This is a genomic window from Candidatus Latescibacter sp. (genome assembly GCA_030692375.1).
GTDB lineage: Bacteria > Latescibacterota > Latescibacteria > Latescibacterales > Latescibacteraceae > JAUYCD01.
Genome location: JAUYCD010000092.1, coordinates 1 through 14,221, shown reverse-complemented (window position 1 = coordinate 14,221; position 14,221 = coordinate 1). Strand labels below are relative to the sequence as shown.

General features: G+C 50.7%; 14 protein-coding genes and 1 pseudogene. 8 read left to right on the top strand and 7 right to left on the bottom strand.

Features of this window, described 5'->3' with window-relative positions; translation table 11 throughout:
- Nucleotides 1-374 precede the first annotated feature (374 nt).
- The 8 genes and pseudogenes from Q8O92_05870 to Q8O92_05835 all read left to right on the top strand — a co-directional run bounded on the left by Q8O92_05870 (nt 375) and on the right by Q8O92_05835 (nt 5,400).
- A complete protein-coding gene (locus Q8O92_05870; GenBank protein MDP2982838.1) occupies nt 375-1,664 on the top strand; it encodes an AGE family epimerase/isomerase in 1,290 nt (429 codons plus the stop codon).
- A 40-nt stretch (nt 1,665-1,704) separates the two neighbouring features.
- Nucleotides 1,705-2,739, top strand: a complete 1,035-nt coding sequence (locus tag Q8O92_05865) for a family 20 glycosylhydrolase (protein ID MDP2982837.1) — start codon at nt 1,705-1,707, stop codon at nt 2,737-2,739.
- A gap of 190 nt (nt 2,740-2,929) precedes the next feature.
- On the top strand, nt 2,930-3,187 hold the full coding sequence (locus Q8O92_05860; protein ID MDP2982836.1) for a DUF4258 domain-containing protein: 258 nt from the start codon (nt 2,930-2,932) through the stop codon (nt 3,185-3,187).
- A gap of 11 nt (nt 3,188-3,198) precedes the next feature.
- On the top strand, nt 3,199-3,435 hold the full coding sequence (locus tag Q8O92_05855; protein MDP2982835.1) for a DUF2283 domain-containing protein: 237 nt from the start codon (nt 3,199-3,201) through the stop codon (nt 3,433-3,435).
- Nucleotides 3,436-3,919: 484 nt separating this feature from the next.
- Nucleotides 3,920-4,207, top strand: a complete 288-nt coding sequence (locus tag Q8O92_05850; GenBank protein MDP2982834.1) for a type II toxin-antitoxin system Phd/YefM family antitoxin — start codon at nt 3,920-3,922, stop codon at nt 4,205-4,207.
- On the top strand, nt 4,197-4,520 hold the full coding sequence (locus tag Q8O92_05845; GenBank protein ID MDP2982833.1) for a type II toxin-antitoxin system RelE/ParE family toxin: 324 nt from the start codon (nt 4,197-4,199) through the stop codon (nt 4,518-4,520). Before Q8O92_05850 ends, Q8O92_05845 begins: the two co-directional genes overlap by 11 nt.
- Nucleotides 4,521-4,546: 26 nt before the next feature.
- Nucleotides 4,547-4,645: pseudogene (locus Q8O92_05840) on the top strand (type II toxin-antitoxin system HicB family antitoxin).
- 212 nt (nt 4,646-4,857) lie between these two features.
- Nucleotides 4,858-5,400 carry a hypothetical protein gene (locus Q8O92_05835; protein ID MDP2982832.1) on the top strand — a complete coding sequence of 181 codons (543 nt, stop codon included), beginning with the start codon at nt 4,858-4,860 and terminating at the stop codon, nt 5,398-5,400.
- 149 nt (nt 5,401-5,549) lie between these two features.
- Here the strand turns inward: Q8O92_05835 and Q8O92_05830 are convergent, their stop codons facing one another.
- The 7 genes from Q8O92_05830 to xseB form a co-directional block, all read right to left on the bottom strand.
- Nucleotides 5,550-6,683: an MFS transporter gene (locus tag Q8O92_05830; protein ID MDP2982831.1), complete on the bottom strand. Its 1,134-nt coding sequence runs from the start codon at nt 6,681-6,683 to the stop codon at nt 5,550-5,552.
- Nucleotides 6,680-7,366, bottom strand: coding sequence for an endonuclease III domain-containing protein (locus tag Q8O92_05825; GenBank protein MDP2982830.1), 687 nt, complete (start codon nt 7,364-7,366; stop codon nt 6,680-6,682). Before Q8O92_05825 ends, Q8O92_05830 begins: the two co-directional genes overlap by 4 nt.
- Nucleotides 7,367-7,803: 437 nt before the next feature.
- Nucleotides 7,804-9,534: a DNA repair protein RecN gene (recN, locus tag Q8O92_05820; GenBank protein MDP2982829.1), complete on the bottom strand. Its 1,731-nt coding sequence runs from the start codon at nt 9,532-9,534 to the stop codon at nt 7,804-7,806.
- 208 nt (nt 9,535-9,742) lie between these two features.
- Nucleotides 9,743-10,594 carry an NAD(+)/NADH kinase gene (locus tag Q8O92_05815; GenBank protein MDP2982828.1) on the bottom strand — a complete coding sequence of 284 codons (852 nt, stop codon included), beginning with the start codon at nt 10,592-10,594 and terminating at the stop codon, nt 9,743-9,745.
- Complete coding sequence (dxs, locus tag Q8O92_05810; protein MDP2982827.1) at nt 10,591-12,474, bottom strand: 1-deoxy-D-xylulose-5-phosphate synthase; 1,884 nt, start codon at nt 12,472-12,474, stop codon at nt 10,591-10,593. Before dxs ends, Q8O92_05815 begins: the two co-directional genes overlap by 4 nt.
- Nucleotides 12,475-12,717: 243 nt before the next feature.
- The gene (locus Q8O92_05805) at nt 12,718-13,665 is read right to left on the bottom strand and encodes a polyprenyl synthetase family protein (GenBank protein ID MDP2982826.1); all 948 of its coding nucleotides are present in this window, start codon (nt 13,663-13,665) and stop codon (nt 12,718-12,720) included.
- On the bottom strand, nt 13,646-13,897 hold the full coding sequence (gene xseB / locus Q8O92_05800) for an exodeoxyribonuclease VII small subunit (protein ID MDP2982825.1): 252 nt from the start codon (nt 13,895-13,897) through the stop codon (nt 13,646-13,648). The genes Q8O92_05805 and xseB overlap by 20 nt, the downstream gene beginning before the upstream one ends.
- Nucleotides 13,898-14,221 lie beyond the last annotated feature (324 nt).

The window sequence follows — 14,221 nt, the reverse complement described above, 5'->3', positions numbered from 1 at the left end:
AACCCGTATCGTCGGAGAATTACTCCTTGATAGCATCTATCTCGTTGAAATACTTACCATTCCTTTCGATAGATTCAAGACAATTACTCAAAAACAGCAACAGTTGTCTTTACCTCTCAAATTTTAACCGGACAGTTATGTCGTCATGTATAAAAAATCAAGCTGATAATGGAATCATGCGAATCAAGGTTCAGACATTTTCTTTGCTCCTTTGCGTTTCTGCGTGAAAAAATATCTTTATCTCCAGGCAGCAAATCGTATATCTTTCGTTAAAATTCAGCAAAATCCTGTTTTGTATTCTTTCTGCGGCTTTGCACTCAGGCACTCAGGCACTAAAGAACTCAGGCACTCAGGCGCTTTTTAAAGGAGGATCCATGAAACGGAGAGGCTTCATCGCTGGGCTGGCAGTTCCTGCGCTCGCCCTCACCGCGACCGGTCAGAACAGGAAAAACGAAATGATCGCGGCATCCAAAGTCAACAGCATGTCCATCAAGGGAATCGGGAACAAAACCATCCAGGAGCTGAGAGATTTTCATCAAAAAGAGCTGAACGAAGAGTATATCGCGCTCTGGCTGAAGAGCGGCATCGATTGGCAATACGGCGGCTCGTTCCCCGAGGCGAATCCGGAAGGCGACCCGAAAAAAGACACCAACAAGGACATGTACTACCAGGGGCGCGCCCTCTGGGTTTTTTCTTACATCTACAACCATTTCGGCAAGGATGACAGGTTCCTCAAGGCCGCTCGTCTCACCCGCGACTTCCTGGTGAAGAACTGCCGTGAGGGGAAGTACTGGATTTCACGGTTCACCCGTGACGGGAAGAAAATCGAGGGATCTTTCAACATCTACGGCGACATGTACATGGTCCTTGGGCTGATGGAATTATTCAAGGCCACCGGAGAAAAGGAGACCCGGGATATTGCGGTGGAATCGGCGTACGGGGTCATGGAGCGCATCGTGTCGCCCGTCTACCAGCACCTGAGCGGGCATGGCGGCTGCCATGAGCCGGGAACGAAGCGGCTGGGCACCTGGCAGCACTTCCTGAGCACGCTCACCCCGCTCCTCCGATACACGTACGATGACGGAGTGGATATGATCGCCCGGATGTGTGTGCGGAACATCCTCGAGCGCCACTACCATCCAGAATATGGAGTGGCCTTCGAGCACCTCGATGACCTGTTTCAGCCGTTCAAGCCCGACTCCCAGGGCGGCCACCGTGCCATCTCCGGCTGGCACAGCATCCAGGCGGCCTGGATGTGCATGGACGAGGCGCTGCGCCGCAACCACACCCGTATGTTCGTGGATGCTATGGAGATGGGCCGGATGACCCTGGAGAAATGCTGGATCGACGGTAAGAAAATCAGCGGGCTGGTCAGCCGCAGCAACCCGGAGGATCCCCCCCAGGAGCCGGCGGACATCAACGGCATCGCCACCGGCGCCCTCGATGACGCCCTGATATTCTGCCTCATGGCCATCGAACACAGCCATGAGACCTGGGCCATAACCTGGTACGACAAGGTATTCACCACCGGCTACAAGAACCCGGAGCGCTGGAGACAACGCTGCCTTCTGCACCATCCGCGGCGCCTGTTCCTCTCCATCCAGATTCTCGACAATATGATCGCCCGTGGAGGGAAGGTTTCAGATTTTCTGGATAAAGCTTAAGAAAAGCACAGAAGCTTTTCTCTTTACGCGGAGGTTTCTCATGAGGGCATTATTAAGTCTTTGCGCCGCTGTTCTCCTCCTGGCATTTGCCGGGTGCGCACTTCGCCCGATGAAGGTCGGACCCGGGAAAGGCGTGTACTGGCGGGCGCTGCACGTTCTCAACTACAACACCGACGCGAGACTCGACAGTATCGGCGCGAAAATACCGGACCTCGCCAAAATGGGCATTAACGTTCTCATTTTCGAGATCGACTACAGCTTTCAGTTCGAGTCTCATCCCGAGCTCAGGATGAAGCAATGTATAACAAAGGAAGGGGCGAAGCGGTTCGCCGCACTCTGCAGAAAGCACGGAATCAGGCTCATCCCCCAGTTTCAGTGCCTCGGTCATCAATCCTGGGCGAAACAGACGTTCCCTCTCCTGACCGTGTATCCCGAGCTCGATCTTACCCCTGGCGCGTTTCCCGGCAACGAGGGTCTTTACTGCCGCGAGTGGGATGTGACGAACCCGCGGGTGTATGAGATCATCTTCCCACTCGTGGACGAGATCATCGATGCATTCGATGCGGACGCCATTCATGTGGGGATGGATGAAATCTTTCTCCTCGGCGCCGATCAGTCACCCGCGACGAAAGGCAAGGACCCTGCGAAGCTTTTTGCGAAAGCGGTCAACGACATGTATGACCATATCGTGCGGAAGCGCAAAGTCGAGATGCTCATGTGGGCGGACCGATTCATAGACGGCGCAAAGTACAAAATGGGAAAATGGGAGGCCTCAGAGAACGGCACCGCTCTCGCCATCGATATGGTGCCGAAGGACATCATTATGTGTCCCTGGCATTATTCCCTGCGCGACTCGTACCCGTCGATCCCCATGTTTATCGTAAAGGGCTTCCGCGTTCTTCCCGCAGGCTGGAACAAGGTGGATGCCACCAAAAAGCTCATATCATACAGCCTGGGGCTGAAAAACCCGAAGTTGATCGGCTACATGTTCACAACTTGGGGAGAAGGCTCTGACAATGTCGCCGTGTATCCTCCACTCGTCGAAGGGATCGGCCTGTTAAAGGGCGGCAGGTGAGCTAATCTAAGATGAAATTGAAGCATGAGTTTTCCTTTAGACCCTGAAACAAGTTCAGGGTGACACGGTCATGCCAAACTTGTTGCCGCATCTGTCAACAAGGGCAGGTTGCTTTAATTCTCATGGCGTATGGCGCTTATGAATTGTATTTTATAGAATACGCCTCTTGTGGTAGGAGGAACCTTATAGCATGGTGACGGTCATTCGCTTTCATCCACATGCGCGAGAGCGTCTGAGCGAGCGCGGGGCAACGGAATCAGAGATCATTGAAACGATTCTCCATGGTGAGCGCTTTCCAGCAAAATTTGGACGGTCCGGTTTCCGTCGTAATTTCCCATGTGAAGGTGAATGGCGTGGGCGGAGATATGGAACGAAACAGATCGAAGCATACGCTGAGGAACTTAACGACGGCTGGTTGGTCATTACTGTAATGGTGAAATACTTCTGAAAGGAAATGTCATGAAATTGACCTATGATCCCAGGCACAACATCGCTTACATACGCCTGCATAAAAAGAAAGAGGCGGTTGAAACCATCCGTTTGAGCGATGAAATGAACGTGGATATTGCCTACGACGGCACTGTTTACGGCATCGAACTCCTGAACGCAAACGAACAGTTGCATGTAGAAGACGGCCCCATGTTGATTATCGAGAATGAGGAGGACGGCAGGCGTCAAGAAGTGATGCTGCTGTAACAAAAGAACTGATAACGGCTCACAAATACCGTATTTCATCCACTGTATGGCGCAGAAGTTCAAGCATCGACTGAGACATACTCAACCTCTCGCAAGATATGGGACCGATCTAAGGACTGAGCGACTCCGACCTAACCAACTCAACCCCGCGATTGAACAAATCTTCCAATTACTCGCTTTTCCGGCAACCGTTTTTCATATATGAAAAATCGCCTTCTCAGCCGCATTATATATAGTATATTAACAATATAACTGTAAGGAAATAGACCGAGCAGTTTTAAGCGTCTGGTGACAAGGCTGAAACAAGAGCTGGGCATCGAGTTGGCGAAACCACAAAGGACTCTGGAGAAGTATCTGGAGAAGAAGCAACAAAGTGACAGAGAGGCAGAGTGACAAAGTTAAAAAGAGTCAGCGGGCAAAAATATTCTTGCAAATGACCATTTAAAGGTCTATATTATAGTCAAAATAAAAAGGAGAATTCTCAATGAAATTAAGCGATTCGGTAAAACCGATCAGTTATCTCAAGGCGCATGCATCAGAAATATTAAGAGATGTTGCATCCAATCAAAAGACAGTGGTGATAACTCAAAACGGTGAAGCCAAAGCCATCCTCCAAGATATTCGAGTATATGAACAAACCCAGGAAAGCCTGGCTTTATTAAAAATAATATCCCTGAGCAAGAAAAATATCGAGAAAGGCAATATAAAGACAATCGAACAATCTTTTAAAGATATCAGAAAGAGAATAAAAGAAAATCAAAATGAAATGTAATGTATACATTATTTCTGATGCCGAAGAAGATCTTTGGGATATTTATAAGTATGTATCACTCTCAGATTCAATCGAAAAAGCTGAATATCTCATAGATAAATTAGAAGAAACCTGTTTATATCTATTAGAGTCACCAAACCGCGGCCATATTCCCCCGGAATTAGAGCGAATTGGTGTAATGGAATATAGAGAAATTCATTTCAAGCCTTATCGAATAATCTATCAGGTTATAAAATCGAATGTGTATATCCATTGTATTCTTGATGGCAGGCGAGAACTACAGGAACTTCTGGAAAGAAGACTTATTCGTTAAAATACCTGCCAACCCATAAATGAAAGGGAGCGCACTCTCAAGCAGAAACCCTGGAAGAACTGCACGAAAATCTAAAAGAAGTTATTGAAATGCTTCTGGAAGACGGTGAGCCCCAATTTGCATAAAGGCTCCCACAAGCAATTTCGGGGAAATGGAATTTTATGCAGACTGTAAATAATCCCAAGTCATTTTTGTACGTTATGTCTCAACAGATTGATATTTATATACGCGTTTCTTTTTGATATTTCTTTGGGGGTTTATATAGCTCTATGAGCTGTATATAGGTTCTTATACATGATCTGTATAAGCCATAGTTAGGTTGCTGATCGGATAGCCGATGGCCATCAATTTCCTAGAGCAACTGGTCGCTGAATGGTATGAATACCAGGGTTATTTTATTCGCCGCAATGTGCGTGTTGGAAAGAGACCTGCGGGTGGATACGAGTGCGAATTGGACGTCGTCGCATTTCACCCTACGACTAAACACCTTGTTCATGTCGAACCGTCGACCGACGCTGGGAGCTGGAATGAACGAGAACGAAGGTACAAGAAGAAGTTTGAAGCTGGACGAAAGTACATTCCCGGCATGTTTCCTGGGCTCTTATCCCCTGAAACTGTCCCCGAACAGATTGCTCTTTTTGTCATCGCTTCAAAGAACGAGAGTAGATTCTTGGCTGGCGGTCGGGTTGTTCACATCTCGGCATTCCTTGAACCTATCATCACGCAGTTCTCCGCAGTCTCAATGATGAAAGGGCAAGTTCCAGAACAGTTCACTATCTTGAGAACGTTGCAGTTTGTGGCCGAGTACCGTGAGCAACTATTCAAACAGCAACCTAACCCCGCGCTCAAGCGGACCGGCCAAAAGCGGCCGGCCTCTTAGCGCGAACATTCCCCCCTTTCCATTCCGCAATGTCCTCACATGTTCCACATCCGTCGATAACGCAGTTGTTCATGCCCTTTTGGGGGTTTTTTCATCCCGGTCATCCGTCAATCCCGACTATCCGCGGTTCAGACACATTTCAGATTTCTTTACTCATTTTTCAGGAACATGGCTCCCAGGCCGCCGATAATCGGAATGAGAAACATCCAGTGCATGGCCGCCTCGATGCCTATACGGTCGGCGAGCGCCCCGAACGGCGGGGCAATGATCGCCCCGAACATAAAGGAAAGCCCCATCACCAGGGAAGAAGCCATGCCGGGGAGTTTGGGCGCCGCCCGCTGTGCGAGGACGATATTCACCGGAAGGGTCGAGGTCAGGCTCACCATGGCCAAAAGGAGGAGGACAACCGACAGGATGCCGCCGAAGAAGCTGAACCCATAAAACAGGGGAACGGATACAAACATGCTGAGAGCCATGATCTTTCGTTTGCCGTGACGGTCGGCGAGGTGGCCGCCGAGGAACATGCCGCCCATACCAGCCAGGAGCGAAGCCGAAAGGAAATAGGCGCTTGCGGCGTATGAATATCCCCGGGCGATCATGAGGAGCGCTAGGAAATTGCTGACAATGCCGTACACCATGGCACGGAATCCGGAAATCACCCAGAGCAGGGTCAGCTCCCGGAAATTGTCGGAGAGGGAGGAAATCATCTCACGCAGGGTATGCCCCTGGTGTTCGCTTACCACGATATCATTGTCGCGCATGAAATAGAACATCATAAGGAGCGCCGGAATGGCCACCAGGGGCATGTACTTGATACCGAGAACATTGATGATCAGAACCACGGCCAGCGGCGCGGTGGTAACTCCCACCGAACCGCCGGAGGAGAAAAACGCCATGGTCACCACCCGTTTGTTTTCATCCGTGTCATGACCTGCTGCTACGGCACCAACCGGATGATACATGGCCACACCCAGGCCGGCGATGGCCAGCGCAGTTATCAGTACCTCGAAGTGTGTCAGATAAAAGAACAGGCTGAAGGGAACTGCGGATAATATCGGCCCCAGCCAGAGAAACAGCTTGAGCGGATACCGGTCGTTCAAAAGTCCGATTACCGGCTGCATGGCATTCATGAAAATGCTCATGACCATGATCAGGATGCCGGTCTGGGTCAGAGTCCATCCATGCTGGGCGGTCAGGAGCGGGAGCAGCGGCGCAAGCAGACCCGGATAAAAATCGGATGCAAAGTGCCCAAACGCCAGAAATGTCATTTTTTTCCACTTCATAGAACCGGTTCTCCCAGGATTTCCCGCGCCGGACATTGGTCACATAACGGTTTTTTACGGCAGTATTTCGCTCCGGCAAGACAGAGGAGCGCATGGAATTCGTTGAACAGGACAGGGTCAGGGTCGAGTGCATCCTCAAAAAACGCCCGCATTTCCTCGTAATCGCATTCCTCGCCGATCAGGCTGTGACGGGTCAATATGCGTTTCGTGTAGGCATCCACCACGAATACCGGCATCCCGAGGGCATAAAGGAGCATGGAATCGGCGGTTTCATACCCGATTCCCGAAAGCGAAAGGAGTTTCCCGCGAGCCGCTAGAAGTTCCCAATTCCGCATTTCCTCTACCACGCCATTGCATTCATCCCTCAGAAACCGGCAAAAGGTCTTGATCCGCCGAGCCTTCTGGTTGTGATAAATGGCCGGCCGCACCGCATCTGCCAGCATGCGCTCATCTGCTTCCGCAATGCCCTCGACAGTGAAAATACCTTTTTCCTGAAGACCCGCAATCGCTTTGCGTACTCCCGCCCAGGGGGCGTTCTGAGTGAGAATGGCACCGATGCATACCTCGAAGGGAGTCTTTGCCGGCCACCAATGAGCCGGTCCCAGGGATTTTTCGAGAGATTGGTAAAGATCAAGAAGCAGATTGTGACGTTTTTGCATGTATAGAGAGGATAACGTGGTCATAAGATTATTTTTAAAGAAGAAGGAACATGGGTTAAAGGCAAATATAAGATGAAAATAACAGGAAATCTTTTGGGAGGCAAGAAGATTCACAGAGCAAATCGAGTATTGAAAATTATTGGATATTTTATAAACAGTACAAGATATTATTTGGTTTCGAGGCTTTTGCAAAAGTTGAGTTATACGTAAAAAGAAAACGAGTTTTTTAACTACAGCCCCCTATCCCTCAGTCCCTTTCCCCAGAAGGGGGCAAGGGAAGTTGTTGCTCCACAGTCTGTTCCTGCCCCCTCCGGGGGAAGGATGTCCGAAGGACAGAAAGGGGGCTGCTTCAAATATCGACTTTTGAAAAGGCTCATCTTTTATCCTTTTCTTTTCATCCTGTCTATCTTTCCATCCTGACCATCCGCGGTTCAGACAATCTCTCACTTTGCATCTTCTCATTACACTTTGGGCTTTGAGCTTCGGGCTTTGGTTTTCTCTTTTTCCTTCCGCAGTTTCATCATTTCTCCGGCGTGAGCGAGCGCGGTGTCGGTCAAGGTTTCCCCGGAGAGAAGGGAGGCCAATTCCTGGCGCTTCATGGCCTCATCGAGCATCACCAGCTTCGTGCAGGTTCGGCCATTCTCCATCTGTTTACGGGCGGAGAAATGACGTTTTGCCATCACTGCTATCTGGGGAAGATGGGTGATCACCAGCGCCTGGCGGGATTCTGAGAGTTTCCTGAGCTTTTTCCCCATTGCGTCCGCCACTCTCCCCGATACGCCGCTGTCAACCTCATCGAAAACCATGGTCGGAACGGAATCGATTCCGCCCAGGGCAAGTTTCAGCGACAGCATGACCCGTGAAACTTCCCCTCCGGAAGCGACCTTTACCAGAGAGCGGGGCGGTTCACCCGGATTGGCGGAAACGAGAAATTCCAACCGGTCCAGCCCGTTTTTCCCAACCATAACGCGACCCCCCTCCACCTCCATCTCACATCCGCTCTCGACCGGGGTGATATCCACCACGAGATGCGCCCCAGACATGCCCAGCTCTGCGAGGTGCGATTCCACATCCCCTGAGAAAAGAGGCGCCGTTTCCTTACGTTTCAGGGAAAGAATCGCTGCCTGCTCGGAGAGACGGGCGCGCAGAACTTTCACCTGATCCTCAAGTTCCCGGAGCCTCATTTCTGAACTTTCCTCACCCTCAGTCTCTTTTTTGATTTTTTTGTAATAGGCAAAAAGATCCTCAAGCCGGGGGCCGTATTTCTTTTTCATCTTTTCGATCACGCCAAGTCGGTTTTCCAGTTCAGCCAGGATGGCCGGATCATCATCGATTTTTTCGCTGTACGAACGGAAATCACGAGCCAGTTCGCTCACCGCGGCGGCGATTCCCTCCATTCGTTCCAGGAAAGGGGCAAGCTCTCCGTCAAACAGCGACAAATCCTCGATACGGCCAGTCAGCGCTCCTATCCTCTCCTCGATAGAACCTTCCGCTTCCGAGAGCTCCTGAAAAACTTGCTCTCCCAAAGATTTCAAATCTGCGGCGCGGGAAAGTTTTTGAATTTCCTGCTCGAGTTCTTCATCCTCATTCTGAGCAATCTGAGTCTCCTCGATTTCCCGAATCTGGAAAAGGTGCAGTTCACGGTCTCTCTTTTTCGAATCCATGGTACTCCGCAGAGCTTCTATATCTTTCAATGTACCGGTATATTCAGCATAGAGACCGGCTACCTCACGGGAAAGGGGGACCAGCTTGCCGAACCCGTCAAGGTAACGAGCATGCTCGGAAACGATAAGGAGGGACTGATGATCATGCTGGCCGTGAAGGTCCACCAGACGGTCGCCCAGGTCTTTCAAAGTGCGAAGGGTCACCGGACGGTCGTTGACAAAAGAGCGGCTGTTGCCGTCTGAACGTACCTCCCGGCGCAGGATAAGAATTCCGTCCTCGGCCTCAACAGGGAAATCCCCTTCAGGAAGCCCCGATTCAAGGGTAAACACCCCGGACACCGACATGCTGTCCGCTCCGGACCGGATCATCTCGGTGGAAGCCCGCGCGCCCAGCACCAACTCGAGGGCATCGACTACAATGGATTTTCCGGCGCCGGTTTCTCCTGTGATTACATTGAGGCCATCGGAGAATTGTACGGTCATTTCCTCTATGATGGCGTAATTGCGTATGGTGAGGGATTCAAGCATTTCCGTATGAGGCTCACGCTACAGATTTCAAACTTCAGATTTATTCATGACGACATAAATAATTGCGCATGTTTTGAGCGTTTAGATCCTGAAACGAGTTCAGGATGCAGCGGACTCTTCGACAGGCTCAGAGTCCGCTGACCGAGCACTGAGCTTGTCGAAGTGACACGTGTCATGCCGAACTTGTTTCGGCATCTATAAAGTTGTGTTAAGCATTTTTCAATTTGAGGCTCACACCCCAGTTCAACCGGGTGTGGAGAATGTCGAAATAGGTTTTATCCTTGAACCGTGCGATCCTGACCGGTTTTTCAGAATGCCGGATGACCACCTCGCTTCCGGCAGGTACCTCCACGAAACTCTGGCCGTCAACCGCCATACGGGCGATTCCTTCCAGCACTCCGATGCGCAGATCCTTGGCGCCGTTGATGATCATGGGCCTTATGGTCAGGGAATGGGGACAAATGGGAGTGAGAATGGTGACATTGCACTCCGGCATGACCAGGGGCCCCCCTGCCGCCATGGAATGTGCGGTCGAGCCGGTGGGAGTGGATACAATCAGGCCATCCGCGGAAAACTCGCCGGCGTAGTCATGGCCCACTGTAACGGTAAACCCCAGAATACGGGTATCGGCGCTTCTGTCCAAAACGACGTCATTAAGGGCAAAATAGTTCTTCCCCAGACATTCCGCATGGAACGCGGTACGCTCCAGTATCTCATAATCTCCCGTTTTCAGCTTGCCCACGATGGTATAAATTTCCTCGGGAGAAATCTCGGCGAGAAAACCCACTTTCCCGAAATTCACCCCCAGGATGGGAATATCGAATCCTTCGGAAAGACGCGCCGTTTGGAGAATCGAACCGTCTCCGCCGAACGATATGATTATGTCTACGCCGGAAAAGAGCCCGGGAACAGATGAATATTTAAACGATTCATCCAGCACCTGCTTTATGGATTCATCCAGAATAATATCGATGGATTCCTTCCGGAGCATGTTGAGGAACAGGGGGAGCACTGTTCTTGCTCCCTCTTTATGGATATTGGCGAGCACAGCCACTTTCATGATTGCACTGCCTTTCTTATGGTATCGGCGATGGAATCAGTATCCATGCCGTACATGTTCAGAAGCCTCGACCGTGAGGCCTGGTCGCCGAAGGTATCGGGGATGCCGATGAGCGTGATACGGGGAACGGTTCCTTTCGAGGCCAGGTATTCCAGGACTGCCGAACCAAAACCTCCGGCAATCATGTTTTCTTCCACCGTGATCAGAGGTTTCCCCGAAGCAGCAACACGGTCGAGTTGCGCCGTATCGAGAGGACGGATAAATCGCATATTCACCACTGTCACCGATATGCCCTCTTTCTCTAGGATTTCGGAGGCTTTGAGGGCCGCAGGCACCATCTCGCCGATCGCCAGGACGAAAGCTGCATTGCCTTCTTTAAGGATTTCTGCCTTCCCAAGCTCGATTTTTTCAAACGCTTCGCTTTCGACACAGAGAGAGGATGCTGTACCGGAACCGCGCGGGTAGCGGATCGATACCGGCCCATCCTGGTAATCCGCCGAGAACCTGAGCATGTTTCGCAGCTCGTTTTCGTCCCTGGGCGCCATAACAACCATGCCGGGAATCTGCCGCATGAACGACAAGTCGAAAACACCGTGATGGGTCGGCCCGTCTTCTCCCACAAATCCTGCCCGGTCCAGGCAGAATACCACCGGCAGATTCTGCAGCGCGGTGTCATGGATGATGTTGTCGTAAGACCGCTGCATGAACGAGGAATAGATGGCGACAAACGGTTTCATTCCGGCACGGGCCAGTCCGGCGGCAAAGGTCACCGCATGCCCCTCGGCGATTCCCACATCGAAGAAACGGTCCGGGAATTCCTTTGAAAATGGGATAAGCCCGGTGGATTCAGCCATGGCAGCAGTGACTGCGCAGATTTTCGGATTTTTGCGGGCCAGTTCCAGTACTGTCGCCCCGAATAAAGCCGAATAGGTCGGGCGTTTGGAATCCTTTATGGCCAGGCCGGTCGACTGCTCGAAGGCATTCACACCATGGAAACGGATGGAATCCTCCTCCGCAAAACAATATCCTTTGCCCTTGGTGGTGTATACATGCAGGAGAAGAGGCCCCCTGATGCCTTTGAGGTGTTCAAGCACCTGGAGAAGGCGGGCTATATTATGGCCGTCCTCCGGCCCGAAATACCTGAAACCGAGATTTTCAAACCATACCCCCGGAATAACCAGGTTCTTCAAGCTCCGTTCAACCCGACCCAAAATGGTACGTACCGGCTGACCGAGAGCGGGGATGTATCCGGTCAGGCTCCAGATGTCCTTTTTCAGACGGTTATAGGGCTCGGCAGAGATCACGTCGGTGAGATATTTGGAAAGCGCCCCCACATTGGGCGAGATGGACATCTTGTTATCGTTGAGTATCACCAGGATATCCCGTCCGGATGCACCGGCGTTGTTTAATCCCTCGAACGACAGCCCCCCGGTCATGGCGCCGTCGCCGACCACTGCGACTATTCGCTCTTTCGTGCCTCTGATGTCACGGGCGGCGGCTAATCCGAGCGCAGCGGAGATGGCGGTAGCTGCATGGCCGGTGCCGAAAGCATCCGCCTCGCTCTCGGTGATCTTGGGAAAGCCGGAAATCCCGCCTTCCTGACGCAATGTTTCGAAAGCTTCACGTCTACCCGTAATGATTTTATGGCTGTACGACTGGTGCCCGACATCCCAGACGATCTTATCTTCCGGAGAGTTGAATATTACATGCAGTGCGATTGTCAGCTCAACCACTCCAAGACTTGGAGCAAGATGACCGCCGTTTTTCGAAACGACCTCGCAGATTTTCCCTCTGATTTCTTCCGCAAGGGTTTCAAGCTGAGCGACCGAAAGCTTTCGAAGGTCTTTCGGCTCATTTATGGAATCCAGTATTTTTTTCATTAAATCCTATAAGAAAGTGACAGAGTAACAAAATGACAAAGAGTAAATCCAAAGTTTAATGTAAAAGCTTTTTATTCTTGATTTGGAAGGCAGCCCCCTAAATCCCCCAAAAGGGGGACTTAACATTGTAAAGATAATAACTTGTGAGTGCAACAAAATTGTAAAAAACTGTTACGCTTTGTCTTTCAGTCTTTTAAGTCCCCCTTTGGGGGATTTAGGGGGCTGTAGTTTGGACTATCATTTTCAATTCACACGGCTGATCACAAATTCGGCCAGGCTTTGGAGAATAGAGGTGTCCCTGTCAATTCCGCAGAGCAAATTCTTGGCATCTATCACCAGTCCGCAGGCGATGTCTTTCGAACGGGAAAGACCGTAAACCTTGGGGTAGGTTGCCTTGTCCTTGTTCTCATCGGAACCTACATCCTTCCCCAAAACCTCGTCCGAGCTTTCTATGTCCAGTATATCATCCACAATCTGAAATGCCAGTCCAATCTGGGAGCCGAATTCCCCCACTGTTTCCAGGTGTTTCGCGGAGGCTCCTCCGGTAACAGCTCCCATCTCCAGGCTCGCCCGGATGAGTGCCGCAGTTTTATGGCTATGGATGAATTTCACATCCTGAGGAGTGATATTTTCTTTCCCGCTCGATTCCACATCCGCCACCTGCCCCCCGATCATCCCCTCGGTTCCGATGGCGTGGGCAAGAATCCGGATCAAACGGGGGTCTTCAGCCCTCGCCACAAGATCAAAAGCCAGGGCATTCAGCGCGTCCCCGGCCAAAACCGCGATATTTTCACCAAAAACCCGGTGCAGAGTCGGCTTGCCCCTCCGCAGGTCGTCGTTATCCATGCACGGCAGATCGTCATGGATAAGCGAATAAGTGTGGATAAGCTCTATCCCCGAAGCAACCGGCAGAACCTTCTCCCGCTCACCTCCGAAGGTCTCGCAGGCCGCGATGCACAACCCGGCGCGAAAACGCTTTCCTCCGGAAAAAACGCTGTACCGGATAGCCTGATGAATGCTTACCGGTTCGACTGTCTCCGGAAGCAGATACCTGTCAAGGTATTCATCAACGCGGCTTTTATGGAGCGCCAGGTATTCCAAAGGAGAAGAACAGTCCAAAGCCCAAAGCCCAAAGTCCAAAGTCTTTATTCGGTCTTCTTTAAGCTTTTTTTCATCCTTCATCCTTGTCATTGCATCCTTCGAAAGGTTCAATAGAGGGTTTCCCGTTCTTGTCGACTACCAGTTTCATTACCTTCTCACGGGCTTCGGCGAGCATCGCGGTCAGGGTTTCGGCCTTTTTCATCCCCTCTTCATAGAGGTTAAGATACTCTTCGAGACTCAAACCTCCGCTGTCCATTTTTTCCACGATCTCTTCCAGCCTCTTGAGCAGCGCCTCGAAATTTTTTTCCTCAGCTTCAGCCATGAAATCTCCAAAGTTGAGTCAATCTTTACTTTCACAAATCCGATCTATTCATAAACTAAAGGATAAGATCCCCCCGCCGCTTGGCGGCGACCCCCTTGTTAAGGGGGTTAACAAAGAGAAAAACAGCCGCGTATAATTCTCCCCTTAATAAGGGGAGATGCCGACAGGCAGAGGGGATTTCGGACTCAATATATAATGAAGAATATTTTTTATGAATTGTCCGGGTTTAAGAATCGAACCTATAATATGCAAAGATTTTTTCTTTTTGAGAAGATTATTCTCGATATGTAGAAAAGAAGATGACATTAATCAGGCCGAAACTTT

Coding starts and splice junctions, on each gene's coding strand:
- Q8O92_05805 (MDP2982826.1), bottom strand. CDS start 13,665: ATGACAAGGATGAAGGATGAAAAAAAGCTTAAAGAAGACCGAATAAAG.
- xseB (MDP2982825.1), bottom strand. CDS start 13,897: ATGGCTGAAGCTGAGGAAAAAAATTTCGAGGCGCTGCTCAAGAGGCTG.
- recN (MDP2982829.1), bottom strand. CDS start 9,534: ATGCTTGAATCCCTCACCATACGCAATTACGCCATCATAGAGGAAATG.
- Q8O92_05845 (MDP2982833.1), top strand. CDS start 4,197: ATGAAATGTAATGTATACATTATTTCTGATGCCGAAGAAGATCTTTGG.
- Q8O92_05830 (MDP2982831.1), bottom strand. CDS start 6,683: ATGAAGTGGAAAAAAATGACATTTCTGGCGTTTGGGCACTTTGCATCC.
- Q8O92_05815 (MDP2982828.1), bottom strand. CDS start 10,594: ATGAAAGTGGCTGTGCTCGCCAATATCCATAAAGAGGGAGCAAGAACA.
- Q8O92_05865 (MDP2982837.1), top strand. CDS start 1,705: ATGAGGGCATTATTAAGTCTTTGCGCCGCTGTTCTCCTCCTGGCATTT.
- Q8O92_05850 (MDP2982834.1), top strand. CDS start 3,920: ATGAAATTAAGCGATTCGGTAAAACCGATCAGTTATCTCAAGGCGCAT.
- Q8O92_05855 (MDP2982835.1), top strand. CDS start 3,199: ATGAAATTGACCTATGATCCCAGGCACAACATCGCTTACATACGCCTG.
- dxs (MDP2982827.1), bottom strand. CDS start 12,474: ATGAAAAAAATACTGGATTCCATAAATGAGCCGAAAGACCTTCGAAAG.
- Q8O92_05870 (MDP2982838.1), top strand. CDS start 375: ATGAAACGGAGAGGCTTCATCGCTGGGCTGGCAGTTCCTGCGCTCGCC.
- Q8O92_05825 (MDP2982830.1), bottom strand. CDS start 7,366: ATGACCACGTTATCCTCTCTATACATGCAAAAACGTCACAATCTGCTT.
- Q8O92_05860 (MDP2982836.1), top strand. CDS start 2,930: ATGGTGACGGTCATTCGCTTTCATCCACATGCGCGAGAGCGTCTGAGC.
- Q8O92_05835 (MDP2982832.1), top strand. CDS start 4,858: ATGGCCATCAATTTCCTAGAGCAACTGGTCGCTGAATGGTATGAATAC.